Annotated in this window: 16 protein-coding genes and 1 tRNA gene; 9 read left to right on the forward strand and 8 right to left on the reverse strand. The window is 65.9% G+C overall.

Annotation, left to right across the window (positions count from 1 at the left end; all coding sequences use genetic code 11):
* Positions 1-176: 176 nt before the first annotated feature.
* A complete protein-coding gene (locus EL249_RS04365; RefSeq protein ID WP_005674103.1) occupies positions 177-2,099 on the forward strand; it encodes a TonB-dependent receptor domain-containing protein in 1,923 nt (640 codons plus the stop codon).
* A gap of 56 nt (positions 2,100-2,155) precedes the next feature.
* On the opposite strand, the gene EL249_RS04370 is transcribed toward EL249_RS04365, so the two are convergent.
* From EL249_RS04370 to EL249_RS04405, 8 genes are all read right to left on the reverse strand, one after another.
* Positions 2,156-3,214, reverse strand: a complete 1,059-nt coding sequence (locus EL249_RS04370) for an alpha/beta hydrolase (protein WP_005674102.1) — start codon at positions 3,212-3,214, stop codon at positions 2,156-2,158.
* On the reverse strand, positions 3,199-3,621 hold the full coding sequence (locus tag EL249_RS04375) for a type II toxin-antitoxin system VapC family toxin (protein ID WP_005674101.1): 423 nt from the start codon (positions 3,619-3,621) through the stop codon (positions 3,199-3,201). Before EL249_RS04375 ends, EL249_RS04370 begins: the two co-directional genes overlap by 16 nt.
* Positions 3,618-3,872: a FitA-like ribbon-helix-helix domain-containing protein gene (locus tag EL249_RS04380; RefSeq protein ID WP_005674100.1), complete on the reverse strand. Its 255-nt coding sequence runs from the start codon at positions 3,870-3,872 to the stop codon at positions 3,618-3,620. Before EL249_RS04380 ends, EL249_RS04375 begins: the two co-directional genes overlap by 4 nt.
* A 136-nt stretch (positions 3,873-4,008) precedes the next feature.
* Positions 4,009-5,316: a pyridoxal phosphate-dependent aminotransferase gene (locus EL249_RS04385; protein ID WP_040531651.1), complete on the reverse strand. Its 1,308-nt coding sequence runs from the start codon at positions 5,314-5,316 to the stop codon at positions 4,009-4,011.
* A 177-nt stretch (positions 5,317-5,493) separates the two neighbouring features.
* Positions 5,494-5,991 carry a thiol peroxidase gene (tpx, locus tag EL249_RS04390; protein WP_040530014.1) on the reverse strand — a complete coding sequence of 166 codons (498 nt, stop codon included), beginning with the start codon at positions 5,989-5,991 and terminating at the stop codon, positions 5,494-5,496.
* A gap of 156 nt (positions 5,992-6,147) precedes the next feature.
* The gene (locus tag EL249_RS04395; protein WP_005674097.1) at positions 6,148-7,755 is read right to left on the reverse strand and encodes a YncE family protein; all 1,608 of its coding nucleotides are present in this window, start codon (positions 7,753-7,755) and stop codon (positions 6,148-6,150) included.
* 166 nt (positions 7,756-7,921) lie between these two features.
* Positions 7,922-7,998: transfer RNA gene (locus tag EL249_RS04400), tRNA-Pro, on the reverse strand.
* A gap of 20 nt (positions 7,999-8,018) precedes the next feature.
* Entirely contained in the window at positions 8,019-9,008 is a 990-nt protein-coding gene (locus EL249_RS04405; RefSeq protein ID WP_005674095.1) for a polyprenyl synthetase family protein, read from the reverse strand.
* A gap of 144 nt (positions 9,009-9,152) precedes the next feature.
* Here EL249_RS04405 and EL249_RS13135 point away from each other — a divergent pair, with 144 nt between their 5' ends.
* The 8 genes from EL249_RS13135 (at position 9,153) to EL249_RS04445 (ending at position 17,211) form a co-directional block, all read left to right on the forward strand.
* The gene (locus tag EL249_RS13135) at positions 9,153-9,539 is read left to right on the forward strand and encodes a hypothetical protein (RefSeq protein ID WP_156789143.1); all 387 of its coding nucleotides are present in this window, start codon (positions 9,153-9,155) and stop codon (positions 9,537-9,539) included.
* Between the two features lie 75 nt (positions 9,540-9,614).
* Positions 9,615-9,965 carry a 50S ribosomal protein L21 gene (gene rplU, locus EL249_RS04415; protein WP_005674093.1) on the forward strand — a complete coding sequence of 117 codons (351 nt, stop codon included), beginning with the start codon at positions 9,615-9,617 and terminating at the stop codon, positions 9,963-9,965.
* Between the two features lie 75 nt (positions 9,966-10,040).
* Positions 10,041-10,313, forward strand: coding sequence for a 50S ribosomal protein L27 (gene rpmA / locus EL249_RS04420; protein ID WP_005674092.1), 273 nt, complete (start codon positions 10,041-10,043; stop codon positions 10,311-10,313).
* A gap of 233 nt (positions 10,314-10,546) precedes the next feature.
* The gene (obgE, locus tag EL249_RS04425) at positions 10,547-11,680 is read left to right on the forward strand and encodes a GTPase ObgE (protein WP_005674091.1); all 1,134 of its coding nucleotides are present in this window, start codon (positions 10,547-10,549) and stop codon (positions 11,678-11,680) included.
* Positions 11,681-11,793: 113 nt separating this feature from the next.
* Positions 11,794-13,038, forward strand: coding sequence for a glutamate 5-kinase (gene proB / locus EL249_RS04430; protein ID WP_005674090.1), 1,245 nt, complete (start codon positions 11,794-11,796; stop codon positions 13,036-13,038).
* Positions 13,039-13,194: 156 nt separating this feature from the next.
* Positions 13,195-14,877, forward strand: coding sequence for a GMC family oxidoreductase (locus EL249_RS04435; protein WP_005674089.1), 1,683 nt, complete (start codon positions 13,195-13,197; stop codon positions 14,875-14,877).
* Positions 14,878-15,055: 178 nt separating this feature from the next.
* Complete coding sequence (locus tag EL249_RS04440; RefSeq protein WP_040530013.1) at positions 15,056-16,639, forward strand: S41 family peptidase; 1,584 nt, start codon at positions 15,056-15,058, stop codon at positions 16,637-16,639.
* Positions 16,636-17,211: a hypothetical protein gene (locus EL249_RS04445; RefSeq protein WP_005674087.1), complete on the forward strand. Its 576-nt coding sequence runs from the start codon at positions 16,636-16,638 to the stop codon at positions 17,209-17,211. The genes EL249_RS04440 and EL249_RS04445 overlap by 4 nt, the downstream gene beginning before the upstream one ends.
* Positions 17,212-17,243 lie beyond the last annotated feature (32 nt).

Consider the following 17,243-nt stretch of genomic DNA (forward strand, 5'->3'; position numbering starts at 1 on the left):
CAGTCGAAATATACACGGTTATATAGCGATTGCGACAGGGCACCATGGCCGGTGGCTGGAAGCGTGCGATCATTGAAAGCGAAGAATTTCTGGCAATCCGTGTCTGTTCTTTACGGTGTCTTTCTTTTACGTTGGCCGACATGTCTACTGATAATCATTTCTCTGAAAAAAAACCGGTGTTTCGCTTTCATGGGGCTGCCGCGGCGGTTGCGCTGGTGATGTCCTCTGGGGCCGCACTGTCGACGGCCCTGGCGGCAGAACCGACGGCCCTGGCGGCAGAACCGACGGCGCTGGCGCCGCTGGTGGTGACGGCCACCCGCGAGGCACAGCCGATCACCGACAGTGTGGCTGACGTGGTGCTGGTGAGCCGGCAGATGCTGGAGGACAGTGGCCTTTCGTCGGTGGACGATGCGCTGCGCCGTTTTGCCGGCCTGCAGCTGGCACGCAATGGCGGGCCTGGCCAGAGCGGCGGCTATTTCCTGCGCGGGGTGGCGGCCGGCGGGGTCGTGGTGCTGCTGGATGGCGTGCGCATCGGCTCGGCCTCATTGGGGCAGACCGATTTCGGTTCCATGAACCTGGCGCAGATCGACCATATCGAGGTGGTGCGGGGGCCGGTGTCGGGTCTGTATGGTGCGGATGCCGTGGGCGGCGTGGTGAATCTGGTCACACGGCGTGGCAAGGGCGCGCCTCGCCTGCAGGCCCATGCGGCGCTGGGCGGCTATCGGGGACGTGAGGCGGGCATCGGTCTGACCGGGGCCAGTGGCGTCATCGACTATGCGGCCAGCGTGGGGCATGAGCAGAATCGTGGCGAATCGGCCATCCGCCCGGGCGACCGTTATGGTTACTACAACCCCGACCGAGACGGTTTCAAGCGCACGATGGGCACGGTGAACGTGGGGGTGTCGCCTGCCGCCGGGCATCGCATCGGGTTGACGGCCACCGAGGCCCGGCTGAATGCGCAGTACGACAGCGGCCGCTTCGATGCGGCTACCGGGCTGTCGGATGCCTCGCCGGATTTCCGTCGCCGTGCCAAGACCACGAGCACCGCCCTCGACTATCGGGGTGAGCTGTCCTCGCGCTGGATCACGTCGGCGCAGCTGGCGCATGGCGTGGATGATGACCGCAGCGGTGCGGTGCAACCGGATCATTACCGGACGACGCGCAATCAGGCGACGTGGCAGAACACGCTGCGCCTGCAGCCGGGCCAGCAGGTGGTGCTGGGCTGGGAATATCTGCACGAGAAGGTGGGCAGCAACAGCTATGCCACGAGCGGCGTGGCTGGCGCTTCCGAACAGCGCACGCGGCACAATCAGGCGCTGCTGGCCGGGTATACGGGGCAGTTCGGCCCGCTGGACGTGCAGGCCAGCCTGCGGCATGACCACAATTCCGCCTACGGCGGGCAGACCACGGGCAGCCTGGGGGCCAGCCAGGCGTTGACGGATCGCCTGAAGGTTCGGGCGCTGGTGGGCACGAGCTTTCGGGCGCCCACCTTCAATGATCTGTACTACCCGAACTATGGCGTGAGCACGCTGCAGCCGGAAAAGGGCCGCAATGCCGAGCTGGGTCTGGTCTGGCAGTCTTCCAACACGCGGGCGGGCATCACGATCTATCGCAACCGCATCCGCGACCTGATCGGCTATGACCCGGACAGCACCGGCACCACGTGCCCGGCCGGGTATTTCGGGTGTGCAGCCAATACGGCGCGCGCCACGCTGAAAGGGGCAACGCTCCAGACTGCGCATGACTGGGGCTTCATGCGACTGACGGCGGTCTTCGACTTTCTGGATGCGAGGGACGACAGCACCGGTCAGCGCCTGAACCGTCGTGCCACGCATCAGGCCAGTATCGGGGCTGATTATCTGGCAGACCGCTGGAGCACCGGGGCGACGTTCACCCGTGTGGGATCACGTCCGGACGGCAATGTGCGTCTGGGTAGCTATGCGGTTCTGGATCTGCGTGCCGACTGGAAGCTGGACACGCGCTGGAAGCTGGAGGCGAAACTCCTGAATGCGCTGGACCGGGACATCGAGCCGGTGCGTGACTATCAGGGGCTGGGACGCCAGTTCTGGCTGGGCGTGCGGGTGGATACGTCGATCTGAGTGTCGTCGGGGGTCTTGTTCGGCGCCCGAGGTCGTCACCCGGGCGCCGGCCGGGATCACGATGATGGGCCGGCTGGGTGGCTCGGACTGGCAGGCCTGGCAGGGTTGTGCGGGTCGGGAGCCGTGGCCTGCCGGCAGCAGGCCTGGAGCCACTGCGCCATCAGCGCAAAGGTCTCGGGCACGCAGTCCAGCACGCCCGCCATCTCGATGAAGCCGTGGGTGAGGCCTGCGTAGTTGCGGTGCAGCACGTCCACGCCATCTGCGGCCAGCTTCTGTGCGTAAGCGGCGCCATCGTCGCGCAACGGGTCGAGTTCTGCCGTGATGATCAGGGCTGGGGCCACGCCGCGATGGGAGGGGGCCAGGAGGGGAGAGGCCTGCGGATGTCGGGCATGTGTTTCCTGACCATCCAGATAGAGGCGCATGTGCTCGGCCATCTGTTCGGTGGTCAGCGGCGGGCGCTGGGCGTTGTCGCGCAGCGATGGGTACTGGGGATGGAAGCCGCTGCGCAGGTCGGTGGCCGGGTAGATGAGGATCTGGCAGGCAAGCTCTGGCAACGCCAGTGCGACGATGGCGGCCAGGTTGCCACCCGCGCTGTCGCCGGCCACGCCCACCCGCCGGGCGTCGATGCCGAGTGAGGCAGCGTTCTGCAGGACCCAGCGCGTGGCCGCGATGCTGTCGTGTGGCGCCTGGGGCCAGGGCAGTTCCGGGGCCAGCGCGTAGTCCACGGCGATCACGATGGCCTGTGCGGTATGCGCCAGGCGACGGCAGACGCGATCATGCGTGTCCAGATCACCCATGCTCCAGCCACCGCCGTGGAAGTAGATGAGGGCAGGGGCTTCCATGGCCGTGATGTCCGGACGATAGCGCCGCAAGCGGATCGGGCGCTCGTCGGTGTCGGCCACCAGATCGCTTACCTCGGCCATGTCCAGGATGGGGCCGCCCACGCGCTGGCCAAACAGCTTGTACCAGCCGCGCAGGGCACGCAGATCCTGCTGCATGGACAGGGCGGCGCCGGATTCGCCCAGTTCCTTCATGAGTTCCTGCTGGGCCAGCCGGTAGTGGAAGAATTCGGCCAGCTGGGGGTGCATGTGGGAGAGCATCAGTCCGTCGTCCATGGATTGATGACATCCAGCCCAGCCGCCTGAAAGGGGTGGGTGTCGCGAGTGGCCACGCTGAAATGGTGCTGCAGCGCGATGGCGGCGATGAAGCCGTCAGCTGCGGCAATGGTGCAACCCGCTGCGGCTGCATGGGCAATGACCGAGGCGTAGGCCGGTGTCGTGTGAATGTCGAAAGGCAGGATGCGGCCATGGAACATCGGCAGCAGCAGCTTGTCCAGGCGCTCGGCCAGCAGGGTCTGCCGCTTGCCAGCTGGCAACAATGCAATGCCCTTGCGGATCTCGGCAACCGTGATGGCGGACAGGAACAGGGTTTCGGACGGCTGCCGGTCCAGCCAGGCCAATACCCGGGCCTCGGGTTCCCGGCGCATGGGTTCAGAGATGACGTTGGTGTCGAGGAGGATCATTCAAGATCCACCGTTGGTGCGGATGTCCTGTCCCGGACGTTCTCGAAGATGGCGAATTCTTCATCGGTCAGCCCGACCTCCTGGCCGATGCCGGCCAGCAGCGATCCCAGTCGGATTCGCTCGGCAGGTTTGACGGCATCAGCCAGGATGGCACGTACCTCGGCTTCCGTGCTGTGCCCACGGGAGGCTGCACGCGCTTTCAGCGCACGATGGACTTCATCAGGCAGATTGCGGACGGTGAGCATGGCCATGGCGGTCTGGCTCCGTGGAATGAATGTGCATTCATTGTTTCATGGTGAATGCACTGGTGCAAGGCAGGCCTGTGCACCTTGAACAGGTCGGGGTCAGGCCATGGGCCTGATCTCCACGGGGCGACGCCTCTTCCGGCTACAGCCGGGCCAGCCGTTCAAGGGCGGCGTGCAGGGTCTCGTCCTTTTTGGCAAAGCAGAAGCGGATGAGGTTCTGGTTGCGCCCGTCGCCGTAGAAGGGCGACAGCGGGATGGCGGCCACGCCGATGTGGGCGGTAAGCCATTCGCAGAAGGCGGCTTCCGTGGGGGCGTCCGACGAATGAGCGGGGCGCTGTCCGTCAGCGGGATGATTCGGTGTGCTGTCGCTGTTGCCGTGGTCTGTGGCCGCCGGAGCGTTTGACGTTCCGTTACGGTGCGCCAGCACGTTAGTGCGCAGGGCTTTGTCTTGCAACAGGTCGGTCACGTCCACGACCTGGAAATAGGTGCCGGCGCAATCCAGCAGCCGGAAGCCTGTACCCGCCAGGCCCTGTCGGAACAGGTCACGCTTTCGCTGATAGAAGGCGGACAGGTTCAGGTAGTGGCCCGGATCCTGCGGGTTGCTTTCCAGATGCTGCAGGTAGTCGGCCAGGCCGGCCTGCATGGGAGTGTTGACGGTGAAGACGTTGAACTGGTGGATCTTGCGGAATTCCGCCGTCAGTGCGGCCGGCGCAGCCACGGTGCCCACCTTCCAGCCGGTGACGTGAAAGGTCTTTCCAAAGCTGGAGACGACCAGGCTGCGGGCGGCCAGCTCCGGATACCGGGAGACGCTCTGGTGCGGCTGGCCGTCAAAGACCATGTGCTCGTACACCTCGTCGCTGAGCAGCAGCACGTCGGTGGGAGCCAGCAGCGTCTGCAGCTGCTGCATCTGCCGGGCCGTCCAGACCGTGCCGCTGGGGTTGTGCGGCGAGTTGATGATGAGCAGCCGGGTGCGGGGCGTGAGGGCGGCGGCAATGCGCTCAAAGTCCGGCGCGAAGCTGCCGGATTGCAGCGGCACGCGCACGGGGACGGCGCCGGCCATGCGGATGGCGGGCACGTAGCTGTCGTAGCACGGGTCCAGCACGATGACTTCATCGCCAGGTCGGGTGACGGCCAGGATGGCGGTGAACAGCGCCTGGGTGGCCCCGGCGGTGAGGGTGATCTCGGTGTCGGGATCGTAGGCGTGGCCATGGCAGGCCGCGATCTTGCGGGCAACGGCCTGACGCAGGGCCGGCCAGCCGGGCATGGGCGGGTACTGGTTGTGGCCGGCGCGCATGGCGCGGCTGACGGCCTCGATCAGGGCAGGATCGCAGTCGAAGTCCGGAAAGCCCTGACCCAGGTTGACGGCACCGTGCCGTGCGGCCAGGGCCGACATGGTGCTGAAGATGGTGGTGCCGACATCCGGCAGGCGGCTGGGAAGGGACATGGCCATGGTGTGAGCGCGATGGGAATCGGGGTTCTGCAAGCCTTTGCGGCGTGAAAGGCCCGATCAATGATATTCGACACCATGAACGCGATCCCGGTGCCGTGCGACTGGGCACGGGCACCGGGATCGTTGTCTGCAGGACGGACAGGGAGGCTCACGCCCCCGTCCGGCACGCAAGAGGGCTTACAGGGCAGCCAGCGCGGCGGCGTAGTCGGGCTCGTCCTTGATCTCGGACACCAGCTGGCTGTGCAGCACCTGGTCGTTCTCATCCAGCACCACCACGCCGCGGGCGCACAGGCCGGCCAGCGGGCCGTTCTCGATGTTCACGCCGTAGGCGGTCCGGAATTCCGGGTTGCGGAAGGAGGACAGCATCACGACGTTGGACAGGCCTTCGGCGCCGCAGAAGCGGGCCTGAGCAAAGGGCAGGTCAGCCGAGATGCACAGCACGACGGTGTTGGCCAGCTTGCCGGCGTCCTGGTTGAAGTGGCGCACCGAGGCGGCGCAGACGCCGGTGTCGACGCTGGGGAAAATGTTGAGCACCTTGCGCTTGCCGGCGTAGGTGGCCAGCGTGGCTTCGCCCAGCTCACCGGTGGTGAGGGTGAAGGCGGGGGCCTTGCTGCCCTTGGCGGGGAAGGTGCCGCCAACCTTGATGGGATTGCCGGCGAGGGTGACTTGGCTCATGAGGATCTCCTGAATGGGCGGGAAGGACGCTGCGACCATGGACCTGCGGACCTGCGGGTCCGTGTCGCCAACCCTTCCCGCAAACGTGAAAAGGGAACGCGGGGTTCCCTGGGTCAGACGGGTCCGGGCATGATACCCGGAAGGTCTGGCGGAGGCTTACTGGCCGGCCATGTGCTGGAAGATCTTCAGGCCGGATTCGGCAGCCGGCATCTGGTCTTTCAGGAAGCCTTGCAGCATCTGTGCCTGCTTCACTTCCTGCTGGGCGTCCTTCACGGCCTGGGTGCTTGCCTTGCCGGGCTGTTTGCGGGCCTGGGCCTGGGCCTTTTTCAGCTTGACCTTGGCGTCCTGCTCGGACGTGACGGCCCTGCGCAGGCTTTTCTGCAGGTCGGGCAGTTTCTTCCCGGCGCGCTCGTATTCGACTTTCCAGGTCGCCTTCGGATCCAGCAGCTTGCAGGCAACCGGGGACGAGACCGAGCGGTCCCGCATGTCGAAGGTGGTGACGGTGCAGGCGTCGGGCTTGTCCAGACCATCGATGCCCTGCACGGAAGGTGCGATGTGAACGCGATGCAGGCGAGCGCCCCGGGTGGCATTGCCGCCTTCCCAGTCCTTGGTGGTCAGGTAGACATCGGTGCCGTTGGCGGTGTGGCGCACGTGCAGGTTGGACGGCGCATCCTGGAAGGCGATGTTGACGAACTGGCCGGGCACGAAGCCTGTGGCCTGGGCGGGCAGGGATGCCACGGTGAGGGTGTGGCTTTCGTAGTTGGTGGAGAAGACCTGTCCGGATTCAGGTGAATAGCCCACCTCGACGGTGCCGCTGCCGGTGAGCAGGCTGCTGCGCGCCCCGGTGGCCGGATCGATGAGCAGCAGGTTGGGCAGTGCACCCACCCCGTAGACGCTGGCCAGCAGCTGCTTGCCGGGGCCCGCCACATAGTTGTAGACGTTGAGCCCCTCGTCCACGCCGGTGAGCGGGGTGGTGACCCCGGTCTTCGGGTCCACGGCTGTCACGCCATGGGTGCCGGTCAGTACCCGGCCATCCAGGTAGGCCAGCGGGATGACCAGACCGTTGCCGATGGATTGCACGGCAAAGCCCGGTGCGTGCTCGCCTTCCGGCGTGTACTTCATGAGGTAGCTGGGCGGCTTGCCGGGCGCGAAGGTGTTGTAGTTGATGTAGAAGTTGCCGGCTTCATCCAGCACGACGTAGCGGCCCCGATACTTCTGGCCCTTCACGTCGGTATCGGCCTTGCGGCAGGTGATCTTGCCGTCGGCCAGGTTCACCAGGCTGAAGGCGTTGACATAGGTGTGCGTGGCAATGGCGCGCTTGCCGTCCTGGCTGAGGGCCAGGGCATGGGTGGCAAAGGGCAGCTTGATGGTGTTCTTCAGGGCCAGGGTGTCGGCATCCAGCGCCACCAGGGCACCCGGGGTGACGTTCCTGGTCATCTTGCCGCCAAAAGCGGCATACAGGGTGCCGTCATGTTCGTGCATCTGATAGAAGCCCCAGACGTACTGTGGCTTCTTGTCCTTGTCGCCTTTCGGCTTGTCGGCTTTGGACTCAGGCTGATTCAGGCCGTAGTCGTCGCCGTGATTGGCCCACTGGGGGTCGTAGCCTTCCAGCTTTTCGCAGCCGCTGGTGGGCTTGAAGTCGGAGGCGTCGAGGCTGACGGGTTTGGAGGGTGCGGGGCCGGGCTTGCCAGTGGGGGCTGCCAGGGCAGTGCCGCAGGCCAGCGCGGCGGCTACGGCCAGGGCGATACGGGAAGGTTGCAGCATGGGATCGGTCTCCTGGACTTGAGGATGATAACGTTAACGAGAGTTATTATTGTGCACCATCTGTGAAAGTGGATGGAGATGCTCTTCGTGGCGGTGGTGCGCTTCATGGACGAGGGCATGAAAAAAGCCGGATCGGCACATGGCACGATCCGGCTTTTTGATGTCCTGGTCGGGGTGAGAGGATTCGAACCTCCGGCCTCTACGTCCCGAACGTAGCGCTCTACCAGGCTAAGCTACACCCCGAATGGCTTGCTGCAATGATACTACATATTGCGCGAAACCGAGTAAGAAGATAAGTATACCAGAGCTTCGCGATATTGGGAGGGGGGCATTTGCGCCAAAGCCGCATGTGCCCGGTTTGCTTCCTGTTCGGCCAGCTGGCGCGCGTAGCCGAGGGCGTCACAGCGCTGGATGGCCTGGTGGATGAGGTCGAAGTGCTCGGTCTCGCCGTTCAGGATGGCCTGACGGACGATCTCGCGGTCTTCGGGCGAACCCACTTCCATCACGCGGATGAGCGGCAGGGTGGCCTTGCCCTCACGCAGGTCGTCGCCGATGTTCTTGCCCAGGGTCTCGCTCTCGCCGGAGTAGTCGAGCACATCGTCGATGATCTGGAAGGCGGTGCCCAGGTGTCGGCCGTAGGCGGCGGCGGCGTCTTCCAGCTCGGGCGTGGCGCCAGCCAGTACGGCGCCGATGCGCGCCGAGGCCTCGAAGAGCTTGGCGGTCTTGAAGCGGATGACTTGCAGGTAGGCCGCCTCGTCCACGTCGGGGTCGTTGCAGTTGAGCAGCTGCAGCACCTCGCCCTCGGCGATGACGTTGGTGGCGTCGGCCAGGGTCTTGAGGATGTGGAGCTGCTCGACTTCCACCATCATCTGGAACGAGCGGGAGTAGAGGAAGTCGCCGACCAGCACCGAGGCGGCATTGCCGAACTGGGCATTGGCGGTGGGGGCGCCCCGCCGCAGGGTGGATTCGTCGACGATGTCGTCGTGCAGCAGGGTGGCGGTATGAATGAACTCGACCACCGCGGCCATCAGCCAGTGGTGACCCTGCGCACGCTGCTGTTCGGTCTGGCCGTAGCCGAGAGCGCGGGCGAAGAGCGTGAGCAGCACGGGCCGGAGCCGCTTGCCGCCTGCACTGATGATGTAGGTGGCGATGGTGCGGATCAGGGCGACGGGGCTGTCGAGGCGCTCCTTGATGACCCGATCGACTTCGGCGAGATCTTCAGAGATGATCGGATAGGCGTCGTAGGGTTTCAAGATGGGAAGCTGTTGTGCGTTGGCCTGACCAAGGTGCCCGGTTCCGGCAAGGGGCCCTGCCTGATGGCAGGAGCGCCCGGAATGATGCCACGTTGCCAGACGGGAATGCCCTGGGAAAGACCTGATTATATGGGCGGATGGCCGATGCCGATCGGCAGTGGCCGATTCTTCCGGAATGGGGCGCTTTTCAGGGGGTGTGGGAGGGGTTTCAAGGGGCTGGGCGACCGAATCCGGGGCCGTCGCAGGGAGGGATGTGCCTTTTCGGGCATGCCCCCCGGGGCCGGGGCTGAGGCTGAGGCTGAGGCTGAGGCTGAGGCTGAGGCTGAGGCTGTGGCTGAGGCTGAGGCTGAGGCTGAGGCTGAGGCTGAGGCTGAGGCTGAGGCTGAGGCTGAGGCTGAGGCTGAGGCTGAGGCTGAGGCTGAGGCTGTGGCTGTGGCTGTGGCTGTGGCTGTGGCTGTGGCTGTGGCTGTGGCTGTGGCTGTGGCTGTGGCTGTGGCTGTGAGGGCGTGGTGGCCTCAGCCGGATGTTTGACTGCCAAGGCAGGCCGATTCTATAATTCCAGGTTGCGCCTTCCCGGGTGGGGAGGTGTGTTCTTTGGAGGTTTCCATGTACGCGGTCATAAAAACCGGTGGCAAGCAATACAAGGTTGCAGCCGGCGAGAAAATCAAGGTAGAACAGATATCCGCAGACATCGGAGCCGGCATCGAGATCGACCAGGTGCTCGCCGTCTACGACGGTGACAAGGTGAAGATCGGTGCGCCGCTGGTGGGTGGCGCAAGCGTGTCGGCTGTCGTGCTGTCTCAGGGACGTCACAAGAAGGTGCGCATCTTCAAGATGCGGCGGCGCAAGCACTATCAGAAGCGCCAGGGCCATCGCCAGAACTACACCGAGCTGTTCATCACGCAGGTGTCGTCCGAGCTGGGCACGGCCAAGGCCGAGGCACCCGCAGCCGCCTGAGGCGACCGGGACCGATCAACCCGTCCTGTCCCTGCCTTGTTCGGGCGACAGGACATTTCGTGCAGGTAATCTGACATGGCACAGAAGAAAGGCGGCGGCTCCACGCGAAACGGCCGCGATTCCAAGCCCAAGATGCTGGGCGTCAAGGCCTACGGCGGCCAGTTCGTCTCGGCTGGCTCCATCATCGTGCGTCAGCGCGGCACCCGTGTGCACGCTGGTCGCAACGTCGGCATGGGCAAGGATCACACCCTGTTTGCGCTGATGGACGGTGTGGTCACCTTCGGCATCACCGGCCCGAAGAGCAACAAGGTGGTGAGCATCACCCCGGCGCTGGCAGACGCTGCCTGAGGGCGCTTCGCCTTCCGCCAAGGCCCCGGTGCTTCCGGGGCTTTTTTTTCGCCTGCTGCCACGACGGCAGGCGTTTGCTGTTATTTTTGCAAGATTCTGCTGCCCGTGCCTGCGCCCGTTGTGAGGTGCCGCATGGGGCAGTTCCCATGAAGCCCCTGGAGATCCGCGGGATCCGCCCCGGGCTTCAGTCTCAGGAAAAGTCCCGTCCGGGCCTTCCCCGGCAGGAGTGAGCCATGAAATTCATCGACGAGGCCCGGATCGAGGTGATTGCCGGGGCCGGCGGCAACGGGGCGGCGTCGTTTCGCCGCGAGAAGTTCATCCCGTATGGTGGGCCCGATGGCGGCGATGGCGGCCGGGGCGGTTCCATCCTGGCCGAGGCCGATCGCAACATCAACACGCTGATCGATTTCCGCTATACCCGCAAGTACCAGGCACGCCGCGGCGAGAATGGCCGGGGCTCGGACCAGTACGGCAAGGGTGGCGACGACATCGTGCTGCGCATGCCGGTGGGCACGCAGATCCATGACGAGGACACGGGCGAGCTGCTCTTTGACCTGACCACGCATGGCGAGCGGGTCGTGCTGGCCAAGGGCGGTGACGGCGGTCTGGGCAACCTGCATTTCAAGAGCAGCACCAACCGCGCGCCGCGCAAGTCCACGCCGGGCTGGCCGGGCGAGGAGCGTCGGCTGAAGCTGGAACTGAAGGTGCTGGCTGACGTGGGCCTGCTGGGCATGCCCAACGCGGGCAAGTCCACCTTCATCTCGCAGGTCTCCAATGCCCGTCCGAAGGTGGCTGACTATCCGTTCACCACGCTGCACCCCAATCTGGGCGTGGTGCGTGTGGAAGACAGCCGCAGCTTCGTGGTGGCCGACGTGCCGGGGCTGATCGGCGGGGCAGCCGAGGGCGCCGGGCTGGGGCACCGCTTCCTGCGGCACCTGCAGCGCACGCGACTGCTGCTGCATCTGGTGGACATCTTCCCCTTCGACCCCGACCGCGACGTGGTGGACGAGGCCAAGACGATCGTGGAGGAGCTGCGCAAGTACGATCCGGCCCTCTACGAGAAGCCCCGCTGGCTGGTGCTGAACAAGGTGGACATGATGTCGCCCGAGGCCGTGGACGAGGTGCGCGAGCGACTGGTGAAGGAACTGGACTGGCAGGGGCCGGTGTTCTGCATCTCGGCCATTGCCGGCCAGGGCTGCCGTGAGCTGTGCTATGCCATCTGGGACTATCTGGAGTCGCTGCGTCCGCCCGAGGATGTTGACCCCGACGTGCGCTTTGACCGGGAAAACGCCGCCGAGGTGGTGAACGGCGAGGCAGCAGCTGGCGAGGCAGCCGACCGCCAGGCCGAGGAAGGGCCGGCGTCCTGATCGGGATGCCAGGCAGGGCCGGGTGGATTCTTCTGTCCGGCTGATGTGCCGGGCCCGGGCGGGCATGCCGCTTTCCGGGGCCGGATGATGGGATTGCAAGGAAGTTTGGAGCCATGAAGAACGCCATGCCCGCGCAGCGACTGGTGATCAAGGTAGGTTCGTCGCTGGTGACACGCGGCGGGCAGGGCGTGGATCAGCAGGCGCTGAACCACTGGGCCGACCAGGTGGCGGCACTGCGGGCGCGAGCGGCCGCTGCCCCCCATGCCGATGTGCAGGGCAGGCACGCCAGCGACCCTGAGGGGCAAGCGGAAGGCGCAGCGGCCGGGCACCGCCGGCATCATGCCGCGCACGAATCCGACGACGGTGCGCGGATCCTGCCCGAGATCGTGCTGGTGTCCTCGGGTGCCATTGCCGAAGGCATGAAACGGCTGGGCTGGAAGAAGCGGCCGCGGGAAGTGCGCCAGCTGCAGGCTGCGGCCGCCATTGGTCAGATGGGCATTGCCCAGGCCTATGAGAACGCCTTCCAGCGCCACGGCATCGAGACCGCGCAGGTGCTGCTGACCCATGAAGACCTGGCTGACCGCCGGCGTTACCTGAACGCACGCTCCATGCTGAAGACGCTGCTGGCGCTGGGCGTGGTACCGGTCATCAACGAGAACGACTCGGTGACGACCGACGAGATCAAGGTGGGGGACAACGACACGCTGGGCGCGCTCGTGGCCAACCTCATCGAAGCCGACTGGCTGGTCATTCTCACGGACCAGGACGGCCTGTTCACGGCCGACCCGCGACGTGATCCGAACGCGGTGCTGCTGCTCGAGGTGCAGGCCGGCGACCCGGCGCTGGAGCAGATGGCCGGTGGCGCGGGCAGCGCCGTGGGTACGGGCGGGATGCTGACCAAGGTACTGGCGGCGCGGCGTGCAGCCCGCAGCGGCACCTCGACGATCGTCTGCTCCGGGCATGAACCCGACGTCCTGCTGAGGCTGGAGGCCGGTGAGTCGATCGGCACGCGCTTCGTGGCGCAGACCGCCCGCCTGGCGGCCCGCAAGACCTGGATGGCCGACCACCTGCAGCTGCATGGCCATGTGGTGGTGGATGCCGGGGCCGAAGAAGCCCTGTGTGCCCACGGCGGAAGCCTGCTGCCGGTGGGCGTCACGGCCGTGCAGGGCGAGTTCGCCCGAGGCGACCTGGTGGCGGTGCTGTCGAGCGATGGCCGGGAGCTGGCGCGGGGCCTGGTGAACTACGCCGCCACCGACGCCCGGCGACTGGCGGGGCAGCCATCTTCACGCATCGAGTCGATCCTGGGATTCATCGAAGGCGTGGAACTCATTCACCGCGACAATCTGGTGCTGCGATAGGGCGCGTACAGGCGCCGTTTCTGCGGCGTGATAATCTGTAAATTTGTAAGTTTTATTGCAATTATTGATGAATTTAATCGATGATCCGGTTATCGACGGTTTATCGGTATATCGTTTAGCGCCCGTCGATTCCGGTGGGTTGTTGCGGAGCGGATAATGGCTATCGGGACGGATGAGGACGCCAGGTTCGACTATGTGGTGGTGGGTGCCGGAACGGCAGGTTGCCTGCTGGCCGATCGCCTGAGTGCCACCGGGGCCAGTGTCTGCGTGCTGGAGGCGGGCGGACGTGACTGGAGCCCGCTGATCCACCTGCCGGTCGGCTATGTCTGGAACGTGCACAGCCGCCGCCTGACCTGGGACTACGCCGTGGAGCCCGGGCCGGTGGTGAACCGGCGCTTCCGCCTGCCGCAGGGCAAGGTGCTGGGGGGCTCCAGCTCCATCAACGGCCTGTCGCACGTGCGCGGGCAGCGACAGGACTACGACGACTGGGCAGCGGCCGGCAATCCGGGCTGGTCCTATCTGGAGATCCTGCCGTATTTCATGCGTTCCGAACGCAAGGTCGGCGTGGGGGACGACCGCTTTCGCGGGCGCTCCGGCAGCCTGCACATCACCGACCAGGACTGGTCGCACCCCATCTGTGACGCCTTCGTCAACGGACTGTCCGAACTGGGCATCCCGCTCACCGACGATTACAACGGCATGGTCCACACGGGGGGCGGCTACCTGCAGCGAGCCATCCACAACGGACGGCGCTGCAGTTCGGCCCGGGCCTTCCTGAAGCCTGCCATGCAGCGTCCGAACGTGGAAGTCCGCACGCGCGCCCATGTCAGCCGCATCCTGTTCGAAGGCAACCGTGCCGTTGGCGTGCGGTGCGTCCGGGGTGGGCCTCGGGGGCGGGAGCAGACCATCCGGGCCAACCGTGAGGTCATCCTGGCGGCTGGGGCGGTCAGCACACCCAAGCTCCTGCAGATCTCCGGCGTGGGGGATCGTTCCCTCATCGAATCGCTGGGCGTGCCGCTGGTGGCCGATCTGCCCGGCGTGGGGCAGAACCTGCAGGACCATTACCGGGTCCGTCTGGTGTCGCGGCTGCGTTATGTGGTCAGCATCAACGAAGTGGTGCTCAGCCCCCGGCTCATCAGCGAGTTCGTGAAATGGATGCGGGGGCGTCCCAACGTCCTGTCGCTGAGCGCCTCCATGGCCTACACCTACTGGCGCAGCCGGCCGGAGGTGGAGCGTCCCGACCTGGAATTCGTCTTCGCACCGGCCAGCTTCCGCGGCGGTGTGGTGGGTCTGCTGGATGGCTGGCCGGGCATGACGCTGGGCATCTGGCAGGGCAGGCCGGAAAGCCGGGGCAGCGTGCAGGCCCGCACCGCAAGCCCCTTCGATGCGCCGCGCATCCAGCCCAACTACCTGACCGACGAACGCGATCAGCGGGTGCTGATCGACGGCATCCGCCTGGGGCGGAAGATGATGTCGACCTCTGCACTGGCCCCCTTCGTGGCCCAGGAAGAGGTCCCGGGTGACAGGTACCAGACCGACGAGGAACTGCTGGACTTTGCCCGCGAGACCGGTGCCACGGTGTATCACGTGGTGGGTACCTGCCGCATGGGGCCGGCCTACCGTCGGGATTCGGTGGTCGATCACCAGCTGTGCGTTCATGGCCTGCAGGGCCTGCGCGTGGTCGATGCCTCGATCATGCCGTCGCTGCCCTCGGTCAACACCAACGCGTCCACGCTGATGATCGCCGAGAAGGCCTCAGACATGATCCTGGGCCTGCCACCGCTGCACCCGGCCGACAACCTGCCGGGTGAGGATGAAAGCCTGCCGGGCAACGCCTGATTCCCCTCGCCTGATGGTCTGATTGAGGGCTGCTCGCCCCGGTGGGGCAGGCGTTCGCCCGTGGCCCCCGCCTGCCTCCGCCTGCCTCCACCTGCGTCCGGCGGCCATGGGGAACCATCCGGCAGCAAGCGTGACGATGTACATTGCAGGCCATGGTGGCTTTCGCCATGATCGTTGCATGAACGCCACGAAATTCTCCCTCTCGGCTGTTTCCGCGCTGCTGGCCACGGCGCTTGCTGCCTGTGGTGGCGGCGGTGGTGGCGCAGCGCCTACGCCCGCGGCTGCCGTCGATCCGGCGGCGGGCTCGGCCATCCTGCTGGGATCGTCGACGCAACTGGCCAACCAGTGCGCACCCGAGAACTCGCTGGCGCGAGATGCCCAGGGCAATCTCCTGTCGGGCTATCGCTCGGGCTCGCGGCTGATCGAACAGAGCTTCGTGCGGGCCTACCTGCAGGAAAACTACCTCTGGTATCAGGAAATGCCGGCCTCCTTGGTGGTGCCGCCGATCTACACGCAGGCCGCCTACCAGGACGGCATGAGCAGCTGGTTCCGTGACCTGCTCTCGCCCCAGAAGAACACCAATGGCGCACGCAAGGACCGTTTCAGCTTTGCCATGCCCACGGCCGACTGGAAGGCCCAGTCGCAGGCGGGGGCCGTCAGCGGCTATGGTGTGGACCTGGGCGTTCTGAAGAGCGAGGTGCCGCGTGATGTGCGGGTGACGCTGGTGACCCCGGGTACCCCGGCCGAGCGCCTGAATGTGGCTCGGGGTGACCGGTTGCTGTGGGTCGTCACGGCGGCCGGCAAGCGTATCGACGTGGTGAACACCGAAGTTCAGGAAGAAGTCGATGAGCTGAACCGCGTGCTCTTCAAGGCCAACGAGGGCGAGAACACAGGCTTCGAGTTCCGCCCGGTGGAAGGCGGCGAGAAGAACCGCGAGGTCGAGCTGAGCGCTGGCCAGTACACCGCGCCGCCGGTGCAGACCACCCGGGTGATTGACGGTGCCGGGGGCGCCAAGGTGGGGTACGTGCTGTTCAATGGCTTCAACCTGCTGGCCGAAGCGCAGCTGGTGAAGGCCGTGACCGAAATGCAGGGCCAGCAGGTGCAGGATGTGGTGGTGGACCTGCGCTACAACGGCGGCGGCTACCTGTACCAGTCCGCGCAGCTGGCCTACATGCTGAGCGATCCCACGCTGACCAAGGACAAGGTCTTCGAGCGCCTGCAGTACAACGACAAGCGCCGCAAGGACGAGAGCCTGATGCGCTTCCTGACGGTGACCAGCGGCACCGAAGGCACCAACACCCGCTACGGCCAGACCCTGCCCAACCTGGGCCTGAAGCGCGTCTACGTACTGACGGGCAACAACACCTGCTCGGCCAGCGAATCGCTGATCAACGGCCTGCGCGGCGTGGACGTGGAAGTGGTGCAGATCGGCAATACCACCTGCGGCAAGCCCTACGGCTTTACCGCGCATGACAACTGCGGTATGTCATACTTCCCCATCGAATTCAACGGCGTCAATGACAAGGGCGTCGGTGGTTTCGACGCAGGCTTCGAGCCCACCTGCAAGGTGGCCGATGACCTGGAGCACCAGCTGGGCGACCCGAACGAGCGGCTGCTGGCCGCCGCGCTGCATCACCGCCAGTACGGCCAGTGCCCCGCCACGGCCAGCACCAAGGCCCTGGGCGGTGCCACGCAGGCCGTCCTGTCCGACCCGCAGCTGGTGCGCTCTCCCGCCCAGACTTCCAAGTTCGTGCTGCCATGACGTTTTCCCTGCTGCCTTCTTCCTTGTCCGCCGTGTCTTCCCGTCGTGCCCTGGCTGCCGTGTTGCTGCTGTCGGCCGCACTGACCGGATGCTCGTCGATGACCAGCGGGGAAGGGGGCAAGCGGGAATCCCTGGAGCAGAAAGCCATCCGGGAAGGCGCCCGTGAAGATGTCGAAGCCGACCGCCGCGAGCAGCTGGCGGAAATGCTGCGGCAGGACCCGGGCGCTTCACTGTCCGACCTGCCGCATGCACGGCTGGCCGCGCAGACCAACCATGCCTGCCTGGCCGCCATCGAGACCATGGCTGAGCGCTACAGCGGCCGCCGCGTGATGCTGGGCGAGGCCGCCTTCGTCGACAGCAGCGACCTGGTGCTGGACCAGACCTTCCTGCGCGGGCCCGATGGCCAGATCCTGGATGGCCGGCGCGGCAAACCCCAGCCTTTCATCATGCAGCTGCGCTTCGGACCGCGCGGCTGCATGGCCGTGGTGCCGGCGCAGTCCTCCGCCGTGCTGCCTGTTCCTGCCGCGCAGACCCTGCGCGAGTGCCGCTGCCTGCCGCCTCCCCGGAAGTGATCGGGGTTTGGCTGCCGGCGGGCCGTCTGCGA

It is taken from the genome of Lautropia mirabilis (assembly GCF_900637555.1).
In the GTDB taxonomy this organism is placed as follows: domain Bacteria; phylum Pseudomonadota; class Gammaproteobacteria; order Burkholderiales; family Burkholderiaceae_E; genus Lautropia; species Lautropia mirabilis.